Here is a 24194-nt window from a genome sequence, read left to right on the forward strand (position 1 = left end):
AAAATCATGAAACAAAGTTTACAAACTGCTTTTTCTTGTTCTTCTTTTCTTCTCTCCTATCCGGAACTTGGGTGGGGAGAAGCTTTAACTGAATTACAAGAAGAGATTGAAGCGATTGAACAGAAAGACGTTAAAGCAGCACTTACAGCATTTATTAAACAAGCACTAGATAAAACGAATGATCAATTAATTGATTGTTACGTATATACATTCGATTTTGGTAAAAAGACAAATATGTATCTTACTTATATGAACACCGGTGAACAAAGAGAAAGAGGGATTGAATTATTAGAGCTAAAACAGCATTATAAAAAATCTGGTTTTGAAGTAACAGATAAAGAACTACCTGATTATTTACCGCTATTACTTGAGTTTTTTGCAAATGCAGATGAACAAGATAGTGAACCGATTATGAGTAAATACAAGGAGAATATACAAGCATTGCACGTTCAGTTAAAAGAAGCAGACAGTATGTATGAACCAATTCTTGCAGCTATTCTCCTCGCTATCGATACATGGGGTGTACAGACAAATTAGAAAGGAGAGTTGTCAAAATGATGGATCAATTTTTATGGGTGTTGTTTCCCTATATCATTTTTGCAATCTTTATCGGTGGACATATTTTCAGATACAACTATGATCAATTTGGATGGACATCAAAATCTAGTGAACTATTAGAGAAGAAAATGCTCCGGGTCGGAAGTCTATTATTCCACTTTGGGATCATGTTCGTAATTGGTGGTCATATTATGGGGATTTTAATTCCAGAGTCCGTATACCGTTCAATAGGTATTTCTGAACATATGTATCATGTAGTGGCAATTAGTTTCGGACTTCCGGCAGGTGTTGCTTCTATCATCGGTTTAATTATATTAACGTATCGCCGTGTGACAGTAAAACGCATCATTGCAACGAGTACAACGGGAGATTATATTGCGCTTATTTTATTACTTATCGTTATGCTAGCAGGACTTTCTTCAACGTTTTTAAATATCGACTCAAAAGGATTTGATTATCGTACAACGATTGGCCCTTGGTTCCGAAGTCTCTTCATTTTCCAACCGAAAGTTGAATATATGATGGAAGTACCTGTTTGGTTTAAATTTCATATTATTGCAGCGATGGGTCTATTCGCAGTATGGCCATTTACTAGACTTGTCCATGTATTTAGTGCCCCAATTAAATACTTAAGCCGTAGTTATGTGATTTACAGAAGACGTATTCCTAATGAATTGAAAAAATAATACCGCTGTAAACGGATAGGAGCCAACAGCTAACATGAAACGAGGTCTAATGGAAGGCCTCGTCTTTTTATATAGGAGATAATTGTGTCTATGAAAAAAGAGTAGCATCTATATTAGATGCTACTCAATGCTACAAATAGAGGCAGAGCAATCTTCACAAGCAATTTCACATTTTAAAAATTGTAAATCGTGAATTGTAATTTTTCCTTTATGAATAGAAATTGTATCTTGCTTTTTTAATTCATTTAACATTCGATTTACACTTTCACGTGAAGTTGCACAGAAATTCGCAAGTTCTTGATTCGTTAATGGTAAATCGATGAGAATCCCATTTTCTTTTAACACACCGTAACTATTGGTCATTCGAATGAGAGTAGAATATAGGGCACCCTTTTTGCCGTGTAATACTAAATCTCGGAACTTTGTTTGCATTCTTCTTAAATGTTCACTAATCCATTTCATAAATTCAAATACAAGAGCTGGTTTTTGGAGTAATGCTTTTTCTAAGGCTTCACGCTTTATAACTCCTACTTCAACATCTTCAAGGCATTTTGAATTTAATAAATACTTCGCATTGTCAGTGAACAATGTTAATTCTCCAATAATGTCATATTCCGAACAAATACGAAGTGTTAATTCTTGCCCGTCAGCACTTAGTTTACTAATTTGTACTTTTCCTGAGTGAATGATATAGAGGTCTGTTGCTTCCATACCTTCTTGAAAAATAAAACTTCCTTTTTTTATTTGCATTTTATATTCAACAGATGCAAGTAATTCTTTTAAATCTTGAGATAATGTCATACTGTTTGCCACAGCGATCACCTTTCTTCTCATAAACAATATATTTCTTATTTTGAATGTAAGTATGGTGAAAATGCAAGAGATATTTTTGAAAATAAAGTGAAATTTCAATGACCGTAAGGATAGATGATCTTACATTTCGACAAAGATACTTGTAGTAAGGAATTATATGACTCTAAGATATTGTTTTAAGAAAAGATAAATAATAAAAAAATTCGATGTGTATAGAGAATAAGAGTGGAGATGTGAACAAAATTCGAACGGATTCGTGAAGAATTTTTGAATGGGGAAAGTAATGTGAGAAAAGTCACATTGAATATGTAGCTTCTTTTTTATAATGAAAGCAAATACAAAATATGAAACTTACTAAGGATTTGAGTAGAAAAGAAGGGATATAGATGTACGAGAAGATGAGAGATTCGTTAGAGCGGCCACTTCAAGATTTACGTATTTCAGTTATTGACCGTTGTAATTTTAGGTGCACATACTGTATGCCGGCTGAAGTGTTCGGACCAGATTACGCTTTTTTACAGGAAGAGTTTTTATTAACGTTCGATGAAATAGAAAGATTGGCGAGATTATTTATAAGTATGGGAGTTGAAAAAATTAGGCTTACTGGCGGTGAACCTTTATTGCGTAAAGATTTACCGAAGTTAATTGCAAGGCTTGCAAAGCTAGAAGGCTTAAAGGATATCGGACTCACAACAAACGGTATTCATTTAGCAAAACAAGCAAAGCTATTAAAAGAAGCTGGATTAAAACGTGTAAATATTAGTTTAGATGCGATAGAAGATCATGTCTTCCAAAAAATTAATGGACGAAACGTAAGTACAAAACCTGTCTTGAAAGGAATTGAAGCAGCAAAGGAAGCTGGATTAGAAGTAAAGGTAAATATGGTTGTAAAAAAAGGAATGAATGATAACCAAATTCTTCTTATGGCTCGTTATTTTAAAGAACAAGAAATTCAGCTCCGTTTTATCGAGTTTATGGATGTGGGGAGTACGAATGGCTGGAACTTTGGACAAGTCATTACGAAGGAACAAGTAATAGAGGAAATTAATCGTGTATATCCGCTTAAGCCTGTTACACCTCGTTACTTTGGAGAAGTTGCAAAATTATATCGATATGTAGGGAGCAACGCAGAAGTTGGATTTATTACTTCAGTCTCCGAATCTTTTTGTTCTTCTTGTACGAGGGCTCGTATTTCGGCAGACGGCAAGTTTTTTACATGCTTATTTGGAACGAAAGGAACAGACTTGCGAACGCTTCTTCAAGAGAATATTTCTGATGCCTCGCTACTAAAAATTTTAAAACATACATGGGAATTTAGAAAAGATCGGTATTCAGATGAAAGAACAGCTGAAAGTACAAAAAAACGTCCAAAAATTGAAATGTCCTACATTGGTGGATAATGAAAGGAGGATTCCGTATGCAGGAGCGTTATTCAAGGCAAGTATTATTTTCTGGAATTGGTGAAATGGGACAAAAGAAAATAAGAGAAAAGCATGTGCTTCTAATCGGTGCGGGTGCACTAGGGGCTGCAAATGCGGAAGCGCTCGTTAGGATGGGAATTGGGAAATTGACAATTGCTGACCGTGACTACGTTGAATGGAGTAATTTACAAAGGCAACAGTTATACACAGAAGAAGATGCACAGCAGTGTAAACCAAAAGCAATTGCAGCGGCAGAACATTTAAGAAGGATTAATTCTGAAGTGGAAATTGTACCAATTGTAACGGATGTCACAATGCAGGAAATGGAAGAGTTAACAAAAGAAGTGGATCTTATTTTAGATGCGACTGATAATTTCGATACGCGCCTACTTATCAATGACATTTCACAAAAAGAAAATATACCTTGGATATATGGTGGGTGCATCGGAAGTTACGGTGTAACGTATACAATTCTTCCAGGGGAAACACCATGTTTTCGCTGTCTAATGGATCATCCAATGGGCGGAGCAACGTGCGATACAGCAGGAATCATTCAACCAGCTGTACAAATGGTTGTTGCTCACCAAGTAACAGAAGCGATGAAAATATTGGTGGACGATTATAAGGCGCTAAGGGGAACAATGTTATCATTTGATATTTGGAACAATCAATATCTCTCATTAAAGGTAAATAGACAGAAGAAAAGTACATGTCCATCTTGTGGCAATGTACGCAAGTATCCAAGTTTAACATTTGACGCACAGTTGAAAACTGAAGTGTTATGCGGGCGGAATACAGTTCAAATCCGTCCAGGGATAAAGCGAGTTCTTCATTTAGAAGAAATTCAAAAGCGCTTACAAAAAAGTGTGAATGTCAAAAAAACACCATATTTACTATCGTTTCTTGTTGATGAATATCGTTTTGTTTTATTTACAGACGGTAGGGCATTTATTCATGGGACTAATGATGTGAAAATGGCAAAACGATTATACGCAAAATATATAGGGTGAATAGAAAGAGCGTTTCTCCTTATCAAAACGAGGTGAAAAAGGAATGTTAGAAAAACGTATACCGATTCCAGTGGCAGAAGCAGTTGCACGTGTAATGGAGTACGCCTATCAAGGTGAAACGGAAAAAGTTTCTCTTATAGACAGTTACGGAAGAATTCTTGGAGAAGATGTTGCTGCAGATCATGATGTTCCGCATTTTGATCGCTCTCCATACGACGGGTTTGCAATTCGAGCGGAAGATACGAAAGAAGCAAGTAGCAGTAACCCCATTAAGTTTGAAGTGATTGGTGAAATTGGAGCAGGTTATGTTTTTACAGGAGAAGTAAAGGCATTTCAAGCTGTACGTATTATGACAGGAGCCGCAATTCCAGCGGGGTGTAATGCCGTTATTATGTTAGAGCTAACGGAATCGTTTGAAGAAAACGAAAAGACTTATATAAAATTAAAACGCTCTTTTGCGCCTGGTGATAACATTTCTTTTAAAGGAGAAGACGTAAAGAAAAATGCCATACTTGTGAAAAAAGGAACTTCTATTAATCCTGGAGTAGCGGCGCTCCTTGCTACGTTTGGTTATAGTTCCGTATATGTTGTAAGACAGCCGGTTATTGGAATTATAACGACGGGGAGTGAACTGCTCGAAGTACATGAACAACTGAAACCAGGGAAGATTCGAAATAGTAACTCCTATATGATAGCTGCTCAAATTGAACGAGCGGGCGGAGTTGTACAGTATTATGGACAATTCGCCGACAATTTAGAGACGTGTTATAACACTGTGAAAAAGTCGATGAAAGAAGTCGATATTTTAATTACAACTGGTGGTGTTTCAGTAGGAGACTACGATTATTTACCTGCTATTTATGAAAGGTTACAGGCTAATGTACTTTTCAATAAAATAGCGATGCGACCAGGAAGCGTGACAACTGTAGCTGAGGTAGAAGGAAAACTATTATTTGGTCTATCTGGTAACCCCTCTGCTTGTTATGTTGGTTGTGAATTATTTGTTCGACCGGTCATTGGGACATATTTGCATAGGGAAGATCCGCACGTACATCGTGTAGAAGCGATTTTACAGAAAGATTTTCCGAAAGCAAACCCATTTACTCGTTTTGTAAGAGGTAGAGTGGAAATTGTAGATGGTCAATTACAAGTTACACCAGTTGGTTTAGATAAATCTAGTGCAATTTCTTCACTTGCAGAGGCGAATGCATGTATCATCCTGCCGGGAGGAACGAGAGGATTTGAAGCGGGAGTAACTGTTTCGGTACTGTTATTAGAATCAAACGTCGGAAGTAAGTGGCCATGGAAAGAACCACTTCGATCATACAAGTAATAGAGAAATAGGTTGCTAACTTATACAAAGATAAGAGGTGCAAGATGACACATAGGTATTATGAAGTAATTGATACACCTATTTCAATTGAAAGTGTTACAAGTAAAGTAATTCGTCGTGAGTGCGGTGCTGTTACTACTTTTATTGGTACTGTCAGAGAATTTACGAAAGGACGTCGCACGCTTTATTTAGAGTATGTAGCTTATAAGACGATGGCGGAAAAACAACTTGAGAAAATTGGTACCGAAGTAGGAGAGAAGTGGCCTGGGACATATGTGGTAATTACACATCGCATTGGTATATTACAAATTTCTGATCTGGCTGTTGTCGTCGCAGTTGCTACACCGCATCGGAAAGCAGCTTATGAGGCGAATGAATATATTATGGAACGAATAAAACAAATTGTTCCGATTTGGAAGAAAGAGTTTTGGGAAGATGGTGAGTCATGGATAGGTGATCAGTTAGAGAAAACAGCATATGCAAATGGTGAGCCTGGAAAGGAGACGAGAATATGATTGAAGTACTATTATTTGCACATTTGCAAGTAGAAGTAAGTAAGCCAGCTTTGCAAATAAATTGTGAAAAGATTACGGTTGCTGAACTAAAGGAAGTTCTGGTTATGGAATATAACGTAGCAATTTCAAACGAGACAATGGTCGCTATAAATGAAGAGTATGCAAATGAGGATGACATCATTCAAACTGGCGATGTCGTAGCAATGATTCCGCCAGTAAGTGGTGGTTGATTCTTTTCAGCCTAATCATGTAAGGACGTGATTAGGCTGGAGGGAATGAATATAACTATGCATACATAGGAGGGAACAGGGTGAAAAGTCCTAATTTTCAATTAAGTTTACAAACTTCCAATCTAGTTATCGGTTTTATGGTATGGGTCATTTTATCATCATTAATGCCTTATATTAAAGCAGATATTCCATTAACTGCGGGACAAATTTCTATGGTAACAGCAGTACCGGTTATTTTAGGTTCTGTTCTTCGCATTCCAATTGGTTATTGGACAAATCGTTTTGGAGCAAGAAAATTATTCTTTATTAGCTTTATTCTATTATTATTTCCTGTCTGTTATATTAGTGTTGCTAATTCTATGATGGATTTAATTATTGGTGGATTATTCGTCGGAATCGGTGGGGCGGTATTCTCCGTAGGTGTAACTTCTTTACCGAAATACTTTCCGAAAGAGAGTCACGGTTTTGTAAATGGTATTTACGGTGTGGGTAACGCCGGAACAGCAATTACCTCATTCTTAGCACCTGTCATTGCAACTTCGGTTGGCTGGAGAACGACAGTACAGTGTTATTTAGTTTTACTTGCAGCATTTGCACTTATGAACTTTTTATTAGGTGATCGTAAAGAGAAAAAGGTGAATACACCATTAATGGAACAAATAAAAGGTGTATATAAAAATGAAAAACTTTGGTTTTTATGTATCTTTTACTTTTTAACTTTCGGATCATTTGTCGCATTTACAGTATATTTACCAAACTTTTTAGTATCTCACTTCGGATTAGAGAAAGTCGATGCAGGTATGCGGACAGCTGGATTCATTGTATTCGCAACAATTATGCGCCCGATCGGCGGTTGGCTAGGTGATAAATTTAATCCATTTAAAATATTAATCTTCGTATTTATCGGTTTAACACTTTCAGGTATTATCCTATCATTTATGCCAAGCATGAACGTGTATACATTTGGTTGTCTACTAGTTGCATTTTGTGCAGGTATTGGAAATGGTACAATCTTCAAACTCGTTCCAATGTACTTCTCTGAACAGGCTGGGATTGTAAATGGACTCGTTTCAGCTTTAGGCGGATTGGGAGGGTTCTTCCCACCATTAATTTTAACAGTACTATTCCAACTGACAGGTCATTATGCAATTGGATTTATGGCGTTATCAGAAGTCGCACTTGCTTGTTTAATCATTACAGTGTGGATGTATAGTCAAGAGAAGCTGTTAGTGATGTTAAAGAATCATTAATAAGGAAAAAGAACCGTCCCAAAGTATTTTGGGATGGTTCTTTTAGTAATAGGCTTCGATATGTTTTTTATTGCTATCTTAATAAACGTTTGTTTTCTAAAAGAATGTGGTTTTAAAATGAAAAACAGAAGACTTATGGGATTTTATGTTAAAATATAGATGTCAGAAGTTATTCAATTAAAGGGCAGGTTAGTTAAAGGAATCTTAAACTTCTTCCAAAGATCGAACTAATTATTAGAATGCAAATATTTAATTGAATCGGGGTGTTTAGATGAAAAAATTATATAAGTCCACTCAAGATAAACAAGTATCAGGTGTATTAGGTGGCTTAAGCGATAAGTATGGCATTGATGTAAGTATCCTTCGCATAGTAACTGCATTATCCGCCTTTTTTACTAGCGGATTAACAGTGTTAATTTATATAATAGCTGCAATTGTTTTGCCTACGGATAAAGAAATTAAGGGATAAATGTATGAACTTAAATCTAATTCCACAATCGAGAGCTTTAAGGGAACGAGTAGATAAAGGCACTCCGCCTCTTACACGTCTAGCGTACCAGAAAGGGACTTCGAATGTGGTAGTAAGAATCCGACTGACGTTAGTCATTTTGCATCGTTAGGAGTGGGAGTGTCAAGTAAGAATTTTATCCTTATTGATTTTATGAGATTGCTATGCATAATTGTAACTAAGGGAGATGATTCTAAGTTGAGTAAACCGAATATCAGCACTACAGTTTCAGGAGATATAATTGTTACCCATCTAATTGGCCAGATTAAAACAGATGATGTGTATGAATGGTTTAATGGCTTTGAGCAGGTTTGTCAGCAATTTATTTCCGAGGGTCGGAAATACAAATTGTTGGTGGATAGAAAAGGGTACACGCCAAATCATTTTTCTGTTCAAAAAGTATGGAAAGATAAGTTCTTCAATGAAACTATTTTGAATCATAGTAAGGCAATTGCATTTCTCCTTGAAGAAGGGGAGATACTGAATTATTTACAACAATCCAATACGAAAGAATCTGTAAAATTTTTTGATGATTATGAACGATCGCTAATTTGGTTGAATGAATATCCAATATAAAAACTGAATTGAACCAGTTACTCGTAATATTGCATTTGTCATAAAAATCACTTGTTTACAAGTTGCCCACATCATTAATTTTCTTCGCAGATTGCCTGTGCAATTTTAAAAAACGAAACCAAAACAAAAAGAACAAACGCTTCTAAAAAACGTTTGTCCAAATATAATTGCTATTTTAGCTAAGAAATAGACTACAATTTGTGAGTATGAGAAAGTCTTTTTATAAGATTAGGAAGGGCAGAAGTTAATTCTTGTTTCATACGCTTTGTAAACGATGGATCTTTACCTGAAGTTGAAATAGTGACAACATATTCATCATTTCGGATGACACCAGGTGTGTGAAACGATGATTCTGTACCATCACTTACAACGTTAACCCATTGGAAATCATGAGCAGCTTGTTTGACCATCATATTGACAGCATGTTGATTTGTTGCTGCATAAATAAGATGAGCATCTTTAATATCATCATTCGCAAAAGTTTTTTGCTTCCATGTAATATAAGGAAGTTCCTTCATTTCCTCGCAAATCTCTGGGCTGATAACGGTGACAAAAGCGCCTGTATCTTTTAATCCAGACGCTTTTCGATATGCAATTTTACCTCCGCCAATTATAACGACCACTTTATTATGTAGATTAAACATAAGAGGGTACATGCTATACATACACACATTCCTCCATTCGTTCTAATAAAGCTGCCTTCATATATGTATCAAATTGAAGACAGTTACAAGTCGTAACGTGATCATATTTTTTTGTATGCAATTTAATTTTCTGAAGCAATAATCCGGTAAAGAGAAGGTACGGCATGACATATACATGGGACGCGGCCGATGTTATAGTCTTGAGTTCATCAGTAAAAGAGGGAGCTCCTTTCGTTAAAAAGGAACGACATACTGGCATACCGAGTTTTTGCTCGACAGACTTTCCGATTTGTTGTAACTCATATATAGGCTGAGGATCACTGCTACCTCGTCCTACGAGTAAAACACTACTACCTTGCATTGGCATAGTTTCACGTATTCGTTTCACTACAAGTTCAACCATATGTGGATGTGTACTAAAAGGTGGCGCAACTGAAAATGTTATGTTTGGATATTTCATTTGCATTTGCTCTATCTCAAAAGGGATATCACGTTTATAGTGAGCTGCCGCAAATAATAAAACAGGTACAATCATTATTTCAGTTGCTCCTTCTAGTATTGTTTCTGTAACAGCATCTGAAATGGTAGGTGTTGTTAGTTCAAGAAAAGCAATTTTTTGAATCCGTTCGTTACGTTCTTTCATAACAGATTGAATAAAGTGAATGAATTGCTCATTACCTTCTTGTAGTCGGCTCCCATGTCCAACATATACGATTCCTTTCATTGTCTCACCATGTCCTTCTTCATAAGAGTTTCTTGTAATTGATAATCTACGTTATGAAACCCGACTTTATTTGCATAGTGTAAAGTTGGAACATCGGTATACGAGAATGGGAGAGTAAGAATATCGATAAAGCCAAGGCGTTTTATTTCTGCTAGAAACGTATCAATAGAAGCACGTCCTTCAAATACAATGCTATCCCATGAGAATTCAGAAAGCATACGGGAATGAATTTCATCGAAGCGGTGATCAATTGTATATTCATGAGTCATCATATAAGAACCAGCACCAATTTTTTCTTGAATGAAAGCAATGCGATTAATATTTCGGCCTAAATAAACAGTTGTATCGGAAGAGAACGTTGCTTGTTGGCTTAATAGTCCATATTGCATCAGTTTTTCTTGAGTGGTACCGTTCATATGCTGCAGTTCTGCCTGTAAGGAACGAATATCTTTATGATATTTACTACATGATCGCATCAAGATTTCTACACTTTCAGCTGAACAAAATACAAGACGATCAACGCTAAAAATCTCATTGACTTGTTCAGAGGTTAATGTGTATTCTTCCTTTTTGAAAGTTGGAATTTGATATATTTCTGCACCGTATTCTTGTAACATTTGTTTTATTGCACTTTCTTTATTTGTAGCAGCTGAAAATAATACTTTTTTACCGTGCAATGGTTTACGTTCTTTCCAAGCGATTTGCTTCCGCAAAGTAACGACATCACCAACAATCGTCATGGAAGGATTAGAAATATTTTCGTTTTTGACGATAGGAACGATGGTTGAAAGTGTCCCTGTGACAACGCGCTGTTTGCCAGTTGTCCCCCATTCAATGACTGCTACTGGCGTATCTTCTTTCTTTCCGGATTGTAGTAAGCTTTCACAAATTGTAGGTAAGTTTTTTATACCCATGTAGTAGGCGATTGTGTCACTATTGTGGGATGAATTATATTTTCCATGATCGGTTAAAGGACCTTTTGCATGTCCAGTTAGTAAAGTGACGCTATTACTGTAGTCACGGTGGGTGAGGGGGATACCTGCATAGCTACTAGCGGCAATGCTAGATGTAATACCTGGTACAATTTCATATGGAATGTTCGCAGATGCTAAAGTTTCTGCTTCTTCACCAACGCGGCCAAAAATAGATGGATCTCCGCCTTTTAAACGGACAACGATTTTCCCTTCTTTCGCAAATTGAAGAAGGTGTGCGTTAATCATTTCTTGTCGCATAGTATGATTTTTGGGCATTTTGCCGCAATAAATAAGTTCACATATTTCTTTTGTGTAACTAAGAAAGGCAGGATTTAATAAGCGGTCATATAAGACGATATCTGCACGCTTTAAGCAATCTATCGCTTTTTTTGTAATAAGCCCTTCATCACCTGGTCCTGCACCAACTAAATATACATATCCGTTCATATTCGCACCTCATCTATTTTTATTTAAAAGGAAGCCAGGGGGAGGCTTCCTTTTGTAAATTACATGTATATATAAATATCCCCATCAATAACGTCTACTTCGTATGTTTGAATACAACCGTCATCAGGTTTTTGAACTTCACCTGTTAGTAATGAAATTTTCCAATCATGTAGTGGACAAAAGACGAATTCACCAGATACAATACCTTCCGCTAATGGTCCGTTTTTATGAGGACAACGATTTTCTACAGCTCGAATATCACCATTTGAAAGGCGGAATAGGGCGATAGACATACCTTTCATTTGTACCTCTTTACCAATTTGAAAAGGGAGGTCTTCCACACACATAATTTTTATTTTCTCTTTCGTTTGTAACATACAGTGCACGCTCCTTATTTTACAGTTTCTACTTCATACATCGCTTTTAATGATTTCGTTTCTAGTGCTTGTCCCCATGCTTCCGTATATGTGCTACGAGCTTTTTGGAAACGTTCATTTAGCGTAGTGACCATATTTGCATCTTGCAGTATTTCTTTTATGTGATCGAAGCCTAATCGTTCTGTCCAGTAGGCAGTTCGTTCGCCGTAAATACCAGTTTCACGATAATATTGCATGTAAGCTGTTGCGATGCGAAGGACATCGTCTTCAGTAGGGACAATCATTACAAAATCAGCTTCCCGTACTTCCGTACCACCATTTCCGCCGATATATAGTTGATATCCATTTTCGACACAGACAACGCCAAAATCTTTCGTAAGTACTTCCGCGCAGTTACGTGGACAACCCGTTACACCCATTTTCATTTTATGAGGTGTATCTACCATTTCTAATGATTGTTCAAGTAACATACCAAGTCCTAATGAATCTTTCGTACCGAAACGACAGAAGCGAGAACCAACACATGATTTTACATTACGAAGGGATTTTGAATACGCATATCCAGAAGTCATATTTAAATCAGCCCATACGTTAGGTAAATCTTGTTTCTTAACACCATATAAGCCGATTCGACTCGCACCTGTAATTTTCACGAGAGGAACGTCATATTTTTTTGCAACTTCAGCAATTTTCATTAAATCATCTGCTGTTGTAACGCCTCCGTACATACGTGGAATAACAGAAAATGTACCATCATGCTGGATGTTACCATTCATTCTTTCATTAACGTAACGGGATGATTTATCATCTGCATATTCTTCTGGAATCGCCATACGTAAATAGTAATTTAAAGCAGGACGACATTTCGAACATCCGTCTTCATGTGCAAAACCAAGAACATTTCGTACTTCTTTTGGGGATTTTAAACCTTTCTCATGAATCGCCGTTACGACTTCATCACGTGATAAAGTTGTACATCCACACATACCGGCAGATTGTGCAGTTGCATCAAATGCATCTCCAAGTGTATGAGATAAAATTTGTTCAACAAGCGGACGACATTTACCACAAGACCCTGCGGCTCTTGTGCATCCTTTTACTTCTTCAAAAGTAGTTAACTCTTGTTCTAAAATGGCATGTACGATTGTGCCTTTCGTAACGCCATTACATCCACAAACAGTGTCATCGGCACTCATAGTAGCAACGTTAAGTTCACTTTCTTCACCAGCTTTGTGAAGAAGGGAAGCTGCTGTATATTCTTGTATATCTTCTTCTGTCTTTAACATACTGAAGAGGCGTGTACCATCAGCAGTATCACCGTATAAAACGATACCAACGACTTTATTGTCGCAAATTAATACTTTTTTATAGGAACGTTTACATTCATCAAAGATTGATATTGCTTTCGTTTGATCATCTTCATAAATTTGGCCAGCAGAGAATAAATCACAACCTGCAACTTTTAATTGCGTACCGACGATGCTGCCTGTATATCCATCAGTTTGTAAATTCGTTATATGTTTTGCTAATATTGCACCTTGTTCATATAGAGGAGCAACAAGGCCATAGGCGATACCGTCATGTTCCGCACATTCTCCAACTGCATAAATAGATTCATCATTTGTTTGCATAAAGTCATTGACTACAATACCGCGATTTACAATTAAACTAGCATCTTTTGCTATTTGAGTATTCGGGCGTATGCCGACAGCCATTACAATTAAATCACAATCTACAACTTCACCATCTTCAAATTGAATGCCCTCAACGTGGTCTGTACCAAGAATTTTTACCGTTTTCTTTTCCATGAGAAATTTCATGCCTTGTGCTTCTAAATCTTCACGAAGGAGAGAAGCTGCTTTGGTATCTAGTTGTTGCTCCATTAAGCTCGGCATTAAATGAACGACATGTACGTCCATTCCTAAGTCAATGAGGCCTCTTGCGGCTTCTAAACCAAGTAATCCACCACCGATGACAACGGCTTTTTTCTTATCTTTAGCAGTATTTATCATAAATTGTGTATCTTCAATTGTTCGAAATCCTGTCACACCAGGAAGGGTAGAACCTTCAACAGGCAAAATAAAAGCACTAGAACCTGTTGCGATAATGAGTTTGTCGTATGTAAGAGTACGATTCTTTTCTGTAATAATGATTTTTTCTTCTCGGTTAATACTTTGAACGCTTTCGTTTGTATATAAAGTTATTTCATTATCCTCATACCAACTATATTCATTTATAATGATATCTTGCATATTTGTTTTGCCTTGTAGAACATGAGAGAGCATAATGCGATTGTAATTTGGATGTGGTTCATCTCCAAAAATATTAATCTCATATGAATCACTATCATGTTTTAATATTTCTTCCATACAGCGTATTCCAGCCATACCATTTCCGATCATAACTAAACGTTTTTTCATATTCATTTCCCCTTTTATGTGAAATTCTGAACAAAGTATTATATTCTCATTATAGAAAATCAAAAAAGGGGAAGATGTGATATTTATCACACTTTTATAATGATTCACAAATTGTTAAAATTCGGATTTATGTGAAGGGAGAAGCGAAAGAGAATTTGGTGATATGGGTAGAGGGGGAGGGGAAGTATAAATATTTTTCACACAATGAAAAAGCAGGACATGAGCATTTATACTCATGTCCTGCACTTTATTTATGCTTTTGTAATTGCACGCGGAAATAAAATATTATTTTCTAAATGAATATGCTCAAATAAATCAGATTCAATGGCTTCAAGGCGCTGGTAAACAAGGCGATAAGTGCCACAAGCCCCTTCTGGTGGAGTAAAGTCATTTGTCACCTTACGAAGTTCTTTAATAATATTGCCAGCGTGGTTATGTTCATTCTCCAACTCATCTACTACTTTACGTAACTTTGCATAGTTTTCATCAGTTGGATTTTGTTCGAATTCTAAAATTAATGGGAAATCTTCCGTTTCTTCTTTAATTAAATGTTGTTCTAATTCCATTTTAAGTTCATGAAATAGCTTATGAATTTGAGCTAAATGAGGCTGATTCGCTCCATGAACGCGTAATACTTTCGTTACATACGGGCTTAACTGCGGCAACTCCTCATTTAAATAGCGATGATGCTTATTAATTACATAATCAATCAATTCGAGATAAGAAGCATTTTTCCAATCAATTTCAGATTCGTTTAATAGTTTCGTATTATGATAAAGTGTATTTAACTCTGTAATTACTTCAGAAGCTGATAAATTTCTTTCATTAATTGCATCAATCAGTGGTCTATTACCACCACAGCAAAAATCTATTCTATATGACTTAAAAAGGTCGCTAGCTTTCGGGAATTGCGTAACAATCTCACCAACAATTGAAGTTTCAGTAAATGTATGTTCCATATGAATGCCTCCATAAAGTTTAAATGTAATATCTAAATTAAGAATAGCGATAAGTGAAAAATAATGTGGTGATTGAAATCACTTATAATGTGTCAGTTTTGAGAATTCTAAAATGAGTTTTATAAAAGTGAGAGGGAGGGTAATTGGTCGCAATAGTTTCTGATAATAAAAAAAGAAGCTTACTAGAAGCTTCTTTTTTTATTACTATTTTTCACATGCAACTCCATCGCCATCACGATCAAGTTTAGAGCTATAACCTGGTTGATCTCTATATAATGGAGCTTTTCCAGCATTCTTAACTTCAGTACAATTTTTGTAAATTACATTACTATTGTTACTTGTAGCTGGTTTTGTTTGAGCTTGCTGTGCTTTTTGTTGTTCCTGTTGTACGCGAGCTTGTTCAGCAGCTTGACGTTGTTGCTCTTCTTGTTGTTTGCGGGCTTGCTCAGCGGCTTGACGTTGTTGCTCTTCTTGTTGTTTACGAGCTTGCTCAGCAGCTTGGCGTTGTTGTTCTTCTTGTTGTTTACGGGCCTGTTCTTCAGCTTGACGCTGTTGCTCTTCTTGTTGTTTACGAGCTTGTTCTTCAGCTTGGCGTTTCTCATCCTCTTGCTTACGAGCTAGTTCCTCAGCTTGACGTTTCTCATCTTCTTGCTTACGAGTTTTTTCGTCCGCTTCTTTCTTTTCTAATTCCTTTTTCTTTTCGTCATCTTTTTTCTCTTCACTATTAGAAGCAACTTGTTTATTCGTTGCTGTCGTTTTTTCAGAAGAAGGACCTGAAATACCTAATAGCGCAACAAAAATGACAAATAAAATAGTTGTAATAATAAATTGTTTTTTTGCTACACCGGTTTTCTTAATTACAGATAAGATTGCTAGAACAAGGAAGAAAATAAATAAAACAAAGCTTAAAATAGAAAAGAATTCAACAATTGGGTGATTAGAAGTCTCTGCGCCAGTTATTATTAAGACGATTGAAATCATAAAAAGAATAACGGTAGAGCGACCATATTGTTTTACTTTACCATTTTTCTTAAAGAACGAGATGATGCAAAGAATTAAAAGGATAAAAGCAATAAAAAATAAAGCCGCACCAATATTACTCAATACTGTCATTTGAATACCTCCATTTGTAAGATTTTCTCTATTGATTATATAAAAATCTATTGGGAATTACAGGGTTTTTAATAAAATAAAAAGATTTATATTATTTTTAATAGATAGATAAACAATTATTTTATATATAAAGAAAAATGGATTTAATTACTATTACTTTTTGAAAAAAAATTTCATAGATTATAGTATCTCATTTGAAAGGAGGAGATTTGAATGGAATTTCAATTATTAGTGAATTGCGTGTTACAAGAAGGGAATGCTTACTTTTTAGTAACAAAAGTAGATGATGTTATTACGTTGAAAGTGCCAATTACAGCAGGAGTAGCAGGTTTATTTTTAGCTTTAGGTGTACCAAGATGTTCTTAATTTAGATTTTTATAGTAAAAGGATGAGGGACAAGCCTTACCTTTTACTATTACATAATTTTTTTATGTAAACTAAATGAGTGTTTTCAGTTTTTTAATATTATTTTTGCAATAGCACGTTTAAAACAGACATGCATATACTATAATGTTTCATTGGCCTTTGATGATAAACGATAGTTTAAAAAAGTGTATCGAAAGTAGAAGTAGTACTTTTTTAAATAATGAAAATATATGAGGTGCTAGTATATATGAAAAGAAGGACGTATGATATTCCAGTCGCGTTGCGAAGAGAATGGTTTTTAATAGAGTTAGCGCATTTAACGAAGAAATATGGAATTGAAATTGCAACTAGTAAAATAGAAGATGCACCATTTCTAAGAGATAAAGTTACAGAATTGAAAATAGGAGCGGGTTTGCAATACGATAAATATGATGATGAGTACATCATCGAGTTTTAAACAAAGAAGCTGCGTATAAAAGGTTATTAAAGAGACCTTTTATACGCAGCTTTTTTTGTAAAGAAAAAGCTTTATTGAGAAATATATAAAACGCTTACTGCAAAAAGGAATGAAGGAATGTTGAGAGAATAACGTTTGATAAGAAAGGAATGTGGCTATTAATTTCTTATCAAATGTATTGTAAAAGTAATCGATTAAATGGAATTAAAAACAATTGGTGTTCAACATTAGGGTAGCGCTTTCTTTCAAGGGGAAAAGGGGGATTTTAATGGGGATTATGAAAAGGTGTATCGTATTACTTATTTTACTTTGTTTTATGAGTCCGATGGTTGTCAGTACAAATGTACACGCAGAGGTTGTAACAGAGCTTAAGACTGGCTTTCCAAATCAAGAAGTATTTACTCCTGGAGAATGGTTTTTAGGTCAGAAACCTGCTAATCATGATGGGAATAAACCACCAATTCTCTTTGTACAAGGAAGAAATGGTAATGCGGATAGTTGGTATGGAAAGACAGTATATCATGATATGAATGATATGTACGATTATGCTTTGAAAGCAGGCTATCAAACTGTATTTATTCAATTATATGATGCCGCAGGGAAAGGATCTGCTAGCCAATGGGACAATGGAAAATTGTTAGCACAAAAGCTTGAAGAGATTTATAATCATTTTGGTAAAAAAGTAAATGTTGTAGCTCACAGTAAAGGTGGTATCGATACACAAGCTGCGTTAGTTGGATATGGAGCGAATCGATTTGTTGGAAATGTTATTACGCTTGCCACTCCACATTACGGATCAAATTTAGCGGATTTATCATATAGTTGGTGGGCAGGGTGGCTTGCCTCTATATTAGGTCAAAAAGATGATGGGACATATTCATTACAAATAGGTGAAATGGCAAAGTTTCGTTCTACAATAGATAATAATCCAGCAGCTAAATTAAACCGTTACTATACGGCTACTGGGACAAGCTGGGGGCCTGTTTTTTCAGCATTATCTATGGGCGGGTTGTATTTGTCATCATATGGTTCTAATGATGGGTTAGTGAACGAATGGAGTGCTAAGTTACCATATGGAACACATTTATTTACAGATTCACGGTTTGATCATGATAATATACGAAAAGGTTCAGCTGTTTTCGCACGAATTGAACCATATTTACGGACGGCGAATGTACCAGTACCGGTTTTATTAGCCCCAAGTAATAGTTCAGAGGAAAAGGTAGAACAATTAAACACAACCTCTAATCAAGCTATTTTAGGAGGAGAGTTGTCACAAAATCAGTGGGTAGGGCAAACTGTCGCAGTTGATAAAAAGGCAGAAGGGGTAGTTTCTGTTTTAACAGCTTCTTCGGATGTAGAAATACAACTAATATCTCCAAAAGGAAAAGTTTATACAAATAAAGATAGTGCTGTATCTACTGGTGAAGGTGAATCTTTCTTTAAAGGAGCGACTATAAGAACATTTAAATTTGATAAAATGGAAGCAGGAGAATGGCAAGTTAAAATGATGGCGAAGCAGCCGAAAGATGCATATGTAATCGTAACCGATTACAAAAAAGATGCTCCGTTCGTCCTTCAAATGCCGGCAAAAGTTAAAGTAAATAAAGCAGAGTATAAACTCAAAAAATCACCTGTAGCTCCAGAAATGAAAGGCGATCTTTCAGTAACAGTAAGAGTAATTAATAAAGATGGAAAGTTAGTTTCAGAATCAAATGAATCGCAAAATATTAATACAAATACATTTACAGGTGCTTTGAAAAATATAGAACAGCCAGGTGTATATAACGTTACAATTGATATAAAAGGGATGAATAAGGAAGGACAACCTTATAATCGTACGATAGTTAAGTCGGTTTATGTGGAGAAGTAGGAAAGAATGAATAGGTTTTAATAAAAAAAGTGCCGAATTCTTGTGGTAGAAGGATTTCGGCACTTTTTCATATTTAGTAAATGAATAAAAAAGTGAAATGGGAGTTTATGTTGTATAAGAGGACGATAGGAATCAAAAAAACGTTATGCAATAAAAAAAGATACTAAATTAGTATCTGAATGTGAGGGAATAGTATTAACTTAGTTTTGTAACTGTTAATTCAACTGAATTTATACCATTATCACAAGCCACAATACTTTGATGATTGAAACCACTATTATTTCTAAGTTGAAGAGTTGAATTAGCTGGAACCGTAACAATAGTTTCGCCAACTAGTTGAAGGCATTCGTTATTTGATGAAGTATTCATTTGAAAAGCGAAATCACCTTGACTATTAGCAAGTGGATTGTTATTTAAAAATATAGTTATAACGGGGATATGTGGAAATACAGGATTTAACGTAGTGTTAATACTTGAAATAAAAGAAATTCTATAATCACCAGCTTTACTAAATTGTATAGTAGTTGGATTTAGTAAGGAAACTCCTCCTGCCAAAGGGCCAACGTGATTAAACGGAAAAGAACCGCCAAAAGGAACAGTTATAAACTTAGTCTGCCAAAAAGTGCCGTAAGCAGGCTTAGATGATTTATGTGAATGGTCGGATGAACATTTTTTATACGAACTGGAAGATCGATGGCACGAACATTTTTTATATGAACTAGAAGAAGAGTGGCATGAACATTTTTTATATGAACTTGAAGAATGATAGTATGAACCCAAAATATTACCTCCTATTATTATTAATAATATTAAATGTATAACACATAGTAGTTTATGCAATCGAAAAGCAAGTGGCGTGTATACTTGTCCATATATAAGGTAATAGATTTGGGATAAAAAGCTGGCATAATATAAAGTGCTCTAATGAGAGATATAGTTTTCAAAAGAATAGAATTAGAATATTCTATATAATGACTTGTGAAGACGAAAAAGCAGAAAATTTAGCAGATAACTCTATCCAAGGTTTTAAAATGTTGAATTATTTAAACTTAAAGATAGTATATCGCCAAAGTAAAGAAGAGAAGTATTTTAAGGACAGCATTTTAGTGAAACAGAGAAATGGATAAAGCGATGATTAAGTTTCTAACTTAGTCGTCGTTTTTTATTTATGTAGTTGGGCAGGAAGAAGGCAAAAAATATCGAATGAATGTAATTATACAGAATTGTTTGTATTTGGTATGGGTAGTAGTTAAAGATACGTTAGTTATATTTCAAACAGTAAGAAAAGAGAGATTAAATAATAGAGGGAGCAACTTACATGGAAAATATATTAAAGGTATCCTCAAAATCAAGTCCGAATTCAGTGGCAGGTGCAATAGCGGGCGTACTAAGAGCAAGTGGTAATGTAGAAATCCAAGTAATTGGAGCTGGTTCTTTAAATCAAGCGATTAAAGCGATTGCGATTGCAAGAGGTTTTGTCGCTCCAAGTGGAATTGACTTGGTTCTTGTTCCAGCGTTTCAAGAGGTTACTATCGATAATCAAGAAAGAACAGCAATTAAATTAATTGTAGGTCCTAGAAGAAAAAGGTCTTAATAGCGAGCACTAATATAAGGGGATTTGAAAAGGTCGCAAGATAAAGTAATAAAAAGACCACTCTCACTTTTGAAATGAACCCGAATAGTGGTACATGAGAAAAACACCTCCTGAATTCGCATACTAAGTGAAGTGACCCAATGAAATAAGACAAGGAAAAAACACCTCTTATACCGTATTTAATTTAAATACGAATATACGGAGGTGTTTCTTTTATGGGAACGAGAAAATCTTATTCAGAAGAAATTAAATGGAAAACAATCGAACTGAAAAAACAAGGGCACACAAACAAAGAAATCTATGTATATGTGAAATAACAAAAGAAACTGGCTCTTTATTTAAGCCGGCTTTTTTATATACTCGTTTACTTTTGTTATATCTCACTAAATGCATAACAACTATGCCGTAGTAATGTATTTAGTTTATATTATAAATTGGTATTAAATATCTTAATTGAAGTACTCTGTATTTCTACCCATTCGTTTAATATATCTTGCTCGATTCCTTCTATATCAATTAGTACAATACTATCATAAATATTTAGTGTTGCTAAGTTATCCTCACTGTTATAATCTAGCTTAGCAATTACTTTAATGCCTTCATCATTCTGAATTATTGCATTTGCATTTTCATCTGAAAAGGCTATATTTGTATTCCATATAAATTCATCATCTATATCTATTTCTACATTATAGTTTTCATTTTTTTCTGGCTTATCACCATCCCACTCAGCGATAAATTGATTGCTATCTACTTGAACTAATACTTTATATCCATCTAATAATTTTTCTGATATATATACTATCTTAACATTCATTGCTTATTACTCCTGTTTTTTTATTTCTATGTAATTAAAATTTACTTTTAGATAATGCTTTTAATATAGGGTTTATGATTTTACTCAATAAACGAAATCCCCTAAATGTGGAGCTAACAATTTTCATAAAGTTAGAACGTTTTTTCATTTTTATTTTCATTTCTTGAACAAAATTATGAATCTAATATCTTTCTAACCCCTTTTTCCCTCTGTAATTAACCTAGAATACAAGATTATATCATTTTTATTCCCAGCTATATTTGAAAAACAGTATGTTTTTTATCTCAAATCAATTATATCTATAAATTTAAGGAAAATTCTGTTATAAGATGCATCAGTGCAAGTTATTAAATTCTTTATCGGATTTATGTCAGTTACAGTCATATATCTAGTAAGCAAATGACCATCTCTATAATAAGTAATCAATATCTTCTCCTCAGAAAGAAATGAACATAATAACTTGTTTTCAATAATTTCTTGTTCGTCTTGGGTTAATATAGGGCGCTCCATTTTTGTTTGTTTTTTAACAATCTTACGAACACCGATGAACTTCTTCGGTATCGAAGTGAATGGAGTCTGCTTAACCATTTCTCTTCTTTTTGACATGTTTGTATATCCCCTTAATTTTTGTAAATAACTGTATCATTATACAGGGTTTTAGAGATATGTGTATTGTTTATGAAATAATAAAATGTATACGTAGAGATTTTTGGTTCCACATATAATCAATACGGATTTAACTACCCATGATTTATATATATAAGCGTTTGCCTATCGTGAGTAGGCGGACGGTATATAGAGTGTTGGTAGCACTTTATATACACGCTGTGCTCTTTTGTTTTTTGCTTAATAGATGCCCACAAAATAATGAAACAATATTATTTGTTTTGAGTTTCAAATTTTTAAGATTCCCTATAAATAGGGGGTTCGTGATTATTTTGATTTGTTATTTGGGTGTGAAGCTTGATTAGCACACAAGTTCAACAGTAGGAACGGTAACACCTATTTATAAAGGTGATTGTAATACAAAATTTAGTGTGGGAATTTATGTTAAATGAATGGTTTTTATAATGAAAATAGACCTAGTACAGTTTAATTAAAAGGTTATCATTTGCTCACAAATAATATAAAAACACATGAAAAAATGTGAAATACCCTTTTGAAATAGAATATAATATAACGAATAAAAAGTGTCACAAATGCTTGTATAACAGGCATTTGTGACACTTTTATAGTTTTATCTAACACAAAATGAACAAACTTAAAACTGCTCATTCTTCTCCCAAGATTCAACGATATAGGCCTATAAACCTTGTCATATCAAGGTTTATAGGATCTGTTTTTTATTAATGCTCACATTTTGCTCACATTAGAATTTTTATGTTTTTATTTGATGTTTTCATAAGGTTTTATTACATTCTCAAAATTTTCTGCGGCCTGTTGCTGCATGTTTTGTGTGATATGGCTATACTTGTCTAATGTCATTTGAATAGAAGAGTGGCCTAAACGATCCTGAACAATTTTAGGATGCTCACCAGCTTGAAGCATAAGTGTTGCATGCGTATGTCTTAAGTCGTGAATACGAATTCGTGGAACTTTAGCTCTTCTATAGTGGTCTTTCAAAAAACGATGGGGAGCATCTATATGTAAGGGAGAATGAATTGTATTGCCAGCGAAAATAAATGCCTCTTCATTCAAATGTATGCCCCAGCGGAAAAACTCTTTCTTTTTATATACGTAGTATGATTGTAACTCTGTTACAACAAAGGAAGAGATACTGATGCTTCTATTGGAAGATTTAGTTTTTGTAGCAGCTTTAAATAGTCCTTCTTCAGTTTTTACAAGAGATTTATTAACTAAGATACGTTTGTTATCAAAGTCAATATCTTTCCATGTCAGTGCAAGTAACTCCCCACGTCTCATACCTGTATAGATCGAAAGTAAAAAGAACATATAGTACTTTTTATTTTTTTCTTTTAAATATTGGAGGAATCGATTACATTCCTCACTAGACCAGGTTTTCATTTCACTTTGCTCTTCACGCGGTTTTTTTACTTTATTCATTATATTATCATGTATGATCTCCCATTCTACAGCATGTTTGAATATGCATCTGAAGCAGCGATGGATATTGCTGATTGTACCATTTGACAGACCTTTTTCTTTAAGTTCAGCATAATAGCTTTGAATCATTACAGGCTTAATACTTTTAATTTTTTTATAACCAAATGTGGGAAGTATATAAAGTCTGACTAGGCTCATGTCTTTTTCATAAGATGTTATTTTTAACTCAGCTTTACGAATAGGCTTTAATTTTTCCCAGATATCTAACATACTTAATTGTTTGTCATCAAAATACATACCTTTTTCAATCTCTGTAATCATAGTTGCAGCAGCATTTTGAGCTTCTTTTTTAGTTCTAAATCCACCTTTACTTTTTTGCTTTCTTTTGCCTGTCATTGGATCTATACCAACATCTATAGTAAACGACCACTTATCTCCACGCTTATGAAAGTATCCCTTCAAATT

26 protein-coding genes are annotated in these 24194 nt (G+C 34.8%); 14 read left to right on the top strand and 12 right to left on the bottom strand.

Annotated features, from left to right (window positions below; genetic code table 11):
- Positions 1 to 6 precede the first annotated feature (6 nt).
- Positions 7 to 537, top strand: coding sequence for a nitrate reductase molybdenum cofactor assembly chaperone (gene narJ, locus BAU27_RS14660; protein ID WP_071771265.1), 531 nt, complete (start codon positions 7 to 9; stop codon positions 535 to 537).
- 17 nt (positions 538 to 554) lie between these two features.
- The gene (narI, locus tag BAU27_RS14665; RefSeq protein WP_071745440.1) at positions 555 to 1244 is read left to right on the top strand and encodes a respiratory nitrate reductase subunit gamma; all 690 of its coding nucleotides are present in this window, start codon (positions 555 to 557) and stop codon (positions 1242 to 1244) included.
- 120 nt (positions 1245 to 1364) lie between these two features.
- On the opposite strand, the gene BAU27_RS14670 is transcribed toward narI, so the two are convergent.
- Positions 1365 to 2057 (bottom strand): Crp/Fnr family transcriptional regulator, encoded by a 693-nt coding sequence (locus BAU27_RS14670; protein ID WP_071745439.1) that lies wholly within the window; start codon positions 2055 to 2057, stop codon positions 1365 to 1367.
- Positions 2058 to 2443: 386 nt separating this feature from the next.
- On the opposite strand from BAU27_RS14670, the gene moaA reads away from it, so the two are divergent.
- The 8 genes from moaA (at position 2444) to BAU27_RS14710 (ending at position 8900) form a co-directional block, all read left to right on the top strand.
- A complete protein-coding gene (gene moaA, locus BAU27_RS14675; RefSeq protein ID WP_071745438.1) occupies positions 2444 to 3457 on the top strand; it encodes a GTP 3',8-cyclase MoaA in 1014 nt (337 codons plus the stop codon).
- 17 nt (positions 3458 to 3474) lie between these two features.
- A complete protein-coding gene (locus BAU27_RS14680; protein WP_071745437.1) occupies positions 3475 to 4488 on the top strand; it encodes a molybdopterin-synthase adenylyltransferase MoeB in 1014 nt (337 codons plus the stop codon).
- 43 nt (positions 4489 to 4531) lie between these two features.
- On the top strand, positions 4532 to 5821 hold the full coding sequence (locus tag BAU27_RS14685; protein WP_071771266.1) for a molybdopterin molybdotransferase MoeA: 1290 nt from the start codon (positions 4532 to 4534) through the stop codon (positions 5819 to 5821).
- Positions 5822 to 5865: 44 nt separating this feature from the next.
- Complete coding sequence (locus BAU27_RS14690; RefSeq protein ID WP_071771267.1) at positions 5866 to 6336, top strand: molybdenum cofactor biosynthesis protein MoaE; 471 nt, start codon at positions 5866 to 5868, stop codon at positions 6334 to 6336.
- Positions 6333 to 6566: a molybdopterin converting factor subunit 1 gene (moaD, locus tag BAU27_RS14695; RefSeq protein WP_071771268.1), complete on the top strand. Its 234-nt coding sequence runs from the start codon at positions 6333 to 6335 to the stop codon at positions 6564 to 6566. The genes BAU27_RS14690 and moaD overlap by 4 nt, the downstream gene beginning before the upstream one ends.
- Positions 6567 to 6646: 80 nt before the next feature.
- A complete protein-coding gene (gene narK / locus BAU27_RS14700) occupies positions 6647 to 7816 on the top strand; it encodes a nitrate transporter NarK (RefSeq protein WP_071771269.1) in 1170 nt (389 codons plus the stop codon).
- Between the two features lie 271 nt (positions 7817 to 8087).
- The gene (locus BAU27_RS14705) at positions 8088 to 8285 is read left to right on the top strand and encodes a PspC domain-containing protein (RefSeq protein ID WP_016094164.1); all 198 of its coding nucleotides are present in this window, start codon (positions 8088 to 8090) and stop codon (positions 8283 to 8285) included.
- Between the two features lie 192 nt (positions 8286 to 8477).
- On the top strand, positions 8478 to 8900 hold the full coding sequence (locus BAU27_RS14710) for an STAS/SEC14 domain-containing protein (RefSeq protein WP_083596025.1): 423 nt from the start codon (positions 8478 to 8480) through the stop codon (positions 8898 to 8900).
- Positions 8901 to 9091: 191 nt separating this feature from the next.
- On the opposite strand, the gene BAU27_RS14715 is transcribed toward BAU27_RS14710, so the two are convergent.
- The 7 genes from BAU27_RS14715 to BAU27_RS14745 all read right to left on the bottom strand — a co-directional run bounded on the left by BAU27_RS14715 (position 9092) and on the right by BAU27_RS14745 (position 16558).
- Positions 9092 to 9565 (bottom strand): precorrin-2 dehydrogenase, encoded by a 474-nt coding sequence (locus BAU27_RS14715; protein ID WP_071771271.1) that lies wholly within the window; start codon positions 9563 to 9565, stop codon positions 9092 to 9094.
- Positions 9558 to 10268 carry a sirohydrochlorin chelatase gene (locus tag BAU27_RS14720; protein ID WP_071771272.1) on the bottom strand — a complete coding sequence of 237 codons (711 nt, stop codon included), beginning with the start codon at positions 10266 to 10268 and terminating at the stop codon, positions 9558 to 9560. The genes BAU27_RS14715 and BAU27_RS14720 overlap by 8 nt, the downstream gene beginning before the upstream one ends.
- Complete coding sequence (locus BAU27_RS14725) at positions 10265 to 11689, bottom strand: uroporphyrin-III C-methyltransferase (RefSeq protein ID WP_071771273.1); 1425 nt, start codon at positions 11687 to 11689, stop codon at positions 10265 to 10267. Before BAU27_RS14725 ends, BAU27_RS14720 begins: the two co-directional genes overlap by 4 nt.
- A 59-nt stretch (positions 11690 to 11748) precedes the next feature.
- Positions 11749 to 12066: a nitrite reductase small subunit NirD gene (nirD, locus tag BAU27_RS14730; protein WP_071771274.1), complete on the bottom strand. Its 318-nt coding sequence runs from the start codon at positions 12064 to 12066 to the stop codon at positions 11749 to 11751.
- Positions 12067 to 12080: 14 nt separating this feature from the next.
- Positions 12081 to 14486 carry an NADPH-nitrite reductase large subunit gene (gene nirB / locus BAU27_RS14735; protein WP_071771275.1) on the bottom strand — a complete coding sequence of 802 codons (2406 nt, stop codon included), beginning with the start codon at positions 14484 to 14486 and terminating at the stop codon, positions 12081 to 12083.
- 251 nt (positions 14487 to 14737) lie between these two features.
- Complete coding sequence (ric, locus tag BAU27_RS14740) at positions 14738 to 15445, bottom strand: iron-sulfur cluster repair di-iron protein (protein ID WP_071745426.1); 708 nt, start codon at positions 15443 to 15445, stop codon at positions 14738 to 14740.
- A gap of 204 nt (positions 15446 to 15649) precedes the next feature.
- The gene (locus tag BAU27_RS14745; protein ID WP_071771276.1) at positions 15650 to 16558 is read right to left on the bottom strand and encodes an excalibur calcium-binding domain-containing protein; all 909 of its coding nucleotides are present in this window, start codon (positions 16556 to 16558) and stop codon (positions 15650 to 15652) included.
- Between the two features lie 213 nt (positions 16559 to 16771).
- Here BAU27_RS14745 and exsG point away from each other — a divergent pair, with 213 nt between their 5' ends.
- From exsG to BAU27_RS14760, 3 genes are all read left to right on the top strand, one after another.
- A complete protein-coding gene (exsG, locus tag BAU27_RS14750; RefSeq protein WP_000395676.1) occupies positions 16772 to 16924 on the top strand; it encodes an exosporium protein ExsG in 153 nt (50 codons plus the stop codon).
- A 247-nt stretch (positions 16925 to 17171) separates the two neighbouring features.
- On the top strand, positions 17172 to 17381 hold the full coding sequence (locus BAU27_RS14755; RefSeq protein WP_000830289.1) for a hypothetical protein: 210 nt from the start codon (positions 17172 to 17174) through the stop codon (positions 17379 to 17381).
- Positions 17382 to 17649: 268 nt separating this feature from the next.
- Complete coding sequence (locus BAU27_RS14760; RefSeq protein ID WP_071771277.1) at positions 17650 to 19254, top strand: lipase family alpha/beta hydrolase; 1605 nt, start codon at positions 17650 to 17652, stop codon at positions 19252 to 19254.
- Between the two features lie 195 nt (positions 19255 to 19449).
- On the opposite strand, the gene BAU27_RS14765 is transcribed toward BAU27_RS14760, so the two are convergent.
- Positions 19450 to 20034 (bottom strand): preprotein translocase, encoded by a 585-nt coding sequence (locus BAU27_RS14765; RefSeq protein WP_071771278.1) that lies wholly within the window; start codon positions 20032 to 20034, stop codon positions 19450 to 19452.
- Between the two features lie 538 nt (positions 20035 to 20572).
- Here BAU27_RS14765 and BAU27_RS14770 point away from each other — a divergent pair.
- Complete coding sequence (locus BAU27_RS14770) at positions 20573 to 20848, top strand: stage V sporulation protein S (protein ID WP_000427797.1); 276 nt, start codon at positions 20573 to 20575, stop codon at positions 20846 to 20848.
- Positions 20849 to 21275: 427 nt separating this feature from the next.
- Here BAU27_RS14770 and BAU27_RS14780 read toward each other — a convergent pair whose 3' ends face one another.
- The 3 genes from BAU27_RS14780 to BAU27_RS14790 form a co-directional block, all read right to left on the bottom strand.
- Positions 21276 to 21665, bottom strand: coding sequence for a hypothetical protein (locus BAU27_RS14780; protein WP_071771279.1), 390 nt, complete (start codon positions 21663 to 21665; stop codon positions 21276 to 21278).
- 279 nt (positions 21666 to 21944) lie between these two features.
- The gene (locus BAU27_RS14785) at positions 21945 to 22271 is read right to left on the bottom strand and encodes a YolD-like family protein (RefSeq protein WP_071771280.1); all 327 of its coding nucleotides are present in this window, start codon (positions 22269 to 22271) and stop codon (positions 21945 to 21947) included.
- Positions 22272 to 23051: 780 nt separating this feature from the next.
- Positions 23052 to 24191, bottom strand: coding sequence for a site-specific integrase (locus BAU27_RS14790; protein WP_071771281.1), 1140 nt, complete (start codon positions 24189 to 24191; stop codon positions 23052 to 23054).
- Positions 24192 to 24194 lie beyond the last annotated feature (3 nt).

It is taken from the genome of Bacillus sp. NH11B (assembly GCF_001884205.1).
In the GTDB taxonomy this organism is placed as follows: Bacteria; Bacillota; Bacilli; order Bacillales; family Bacillaceae_G; genus Bacillus_A; species Bacillus_A proteolyticus.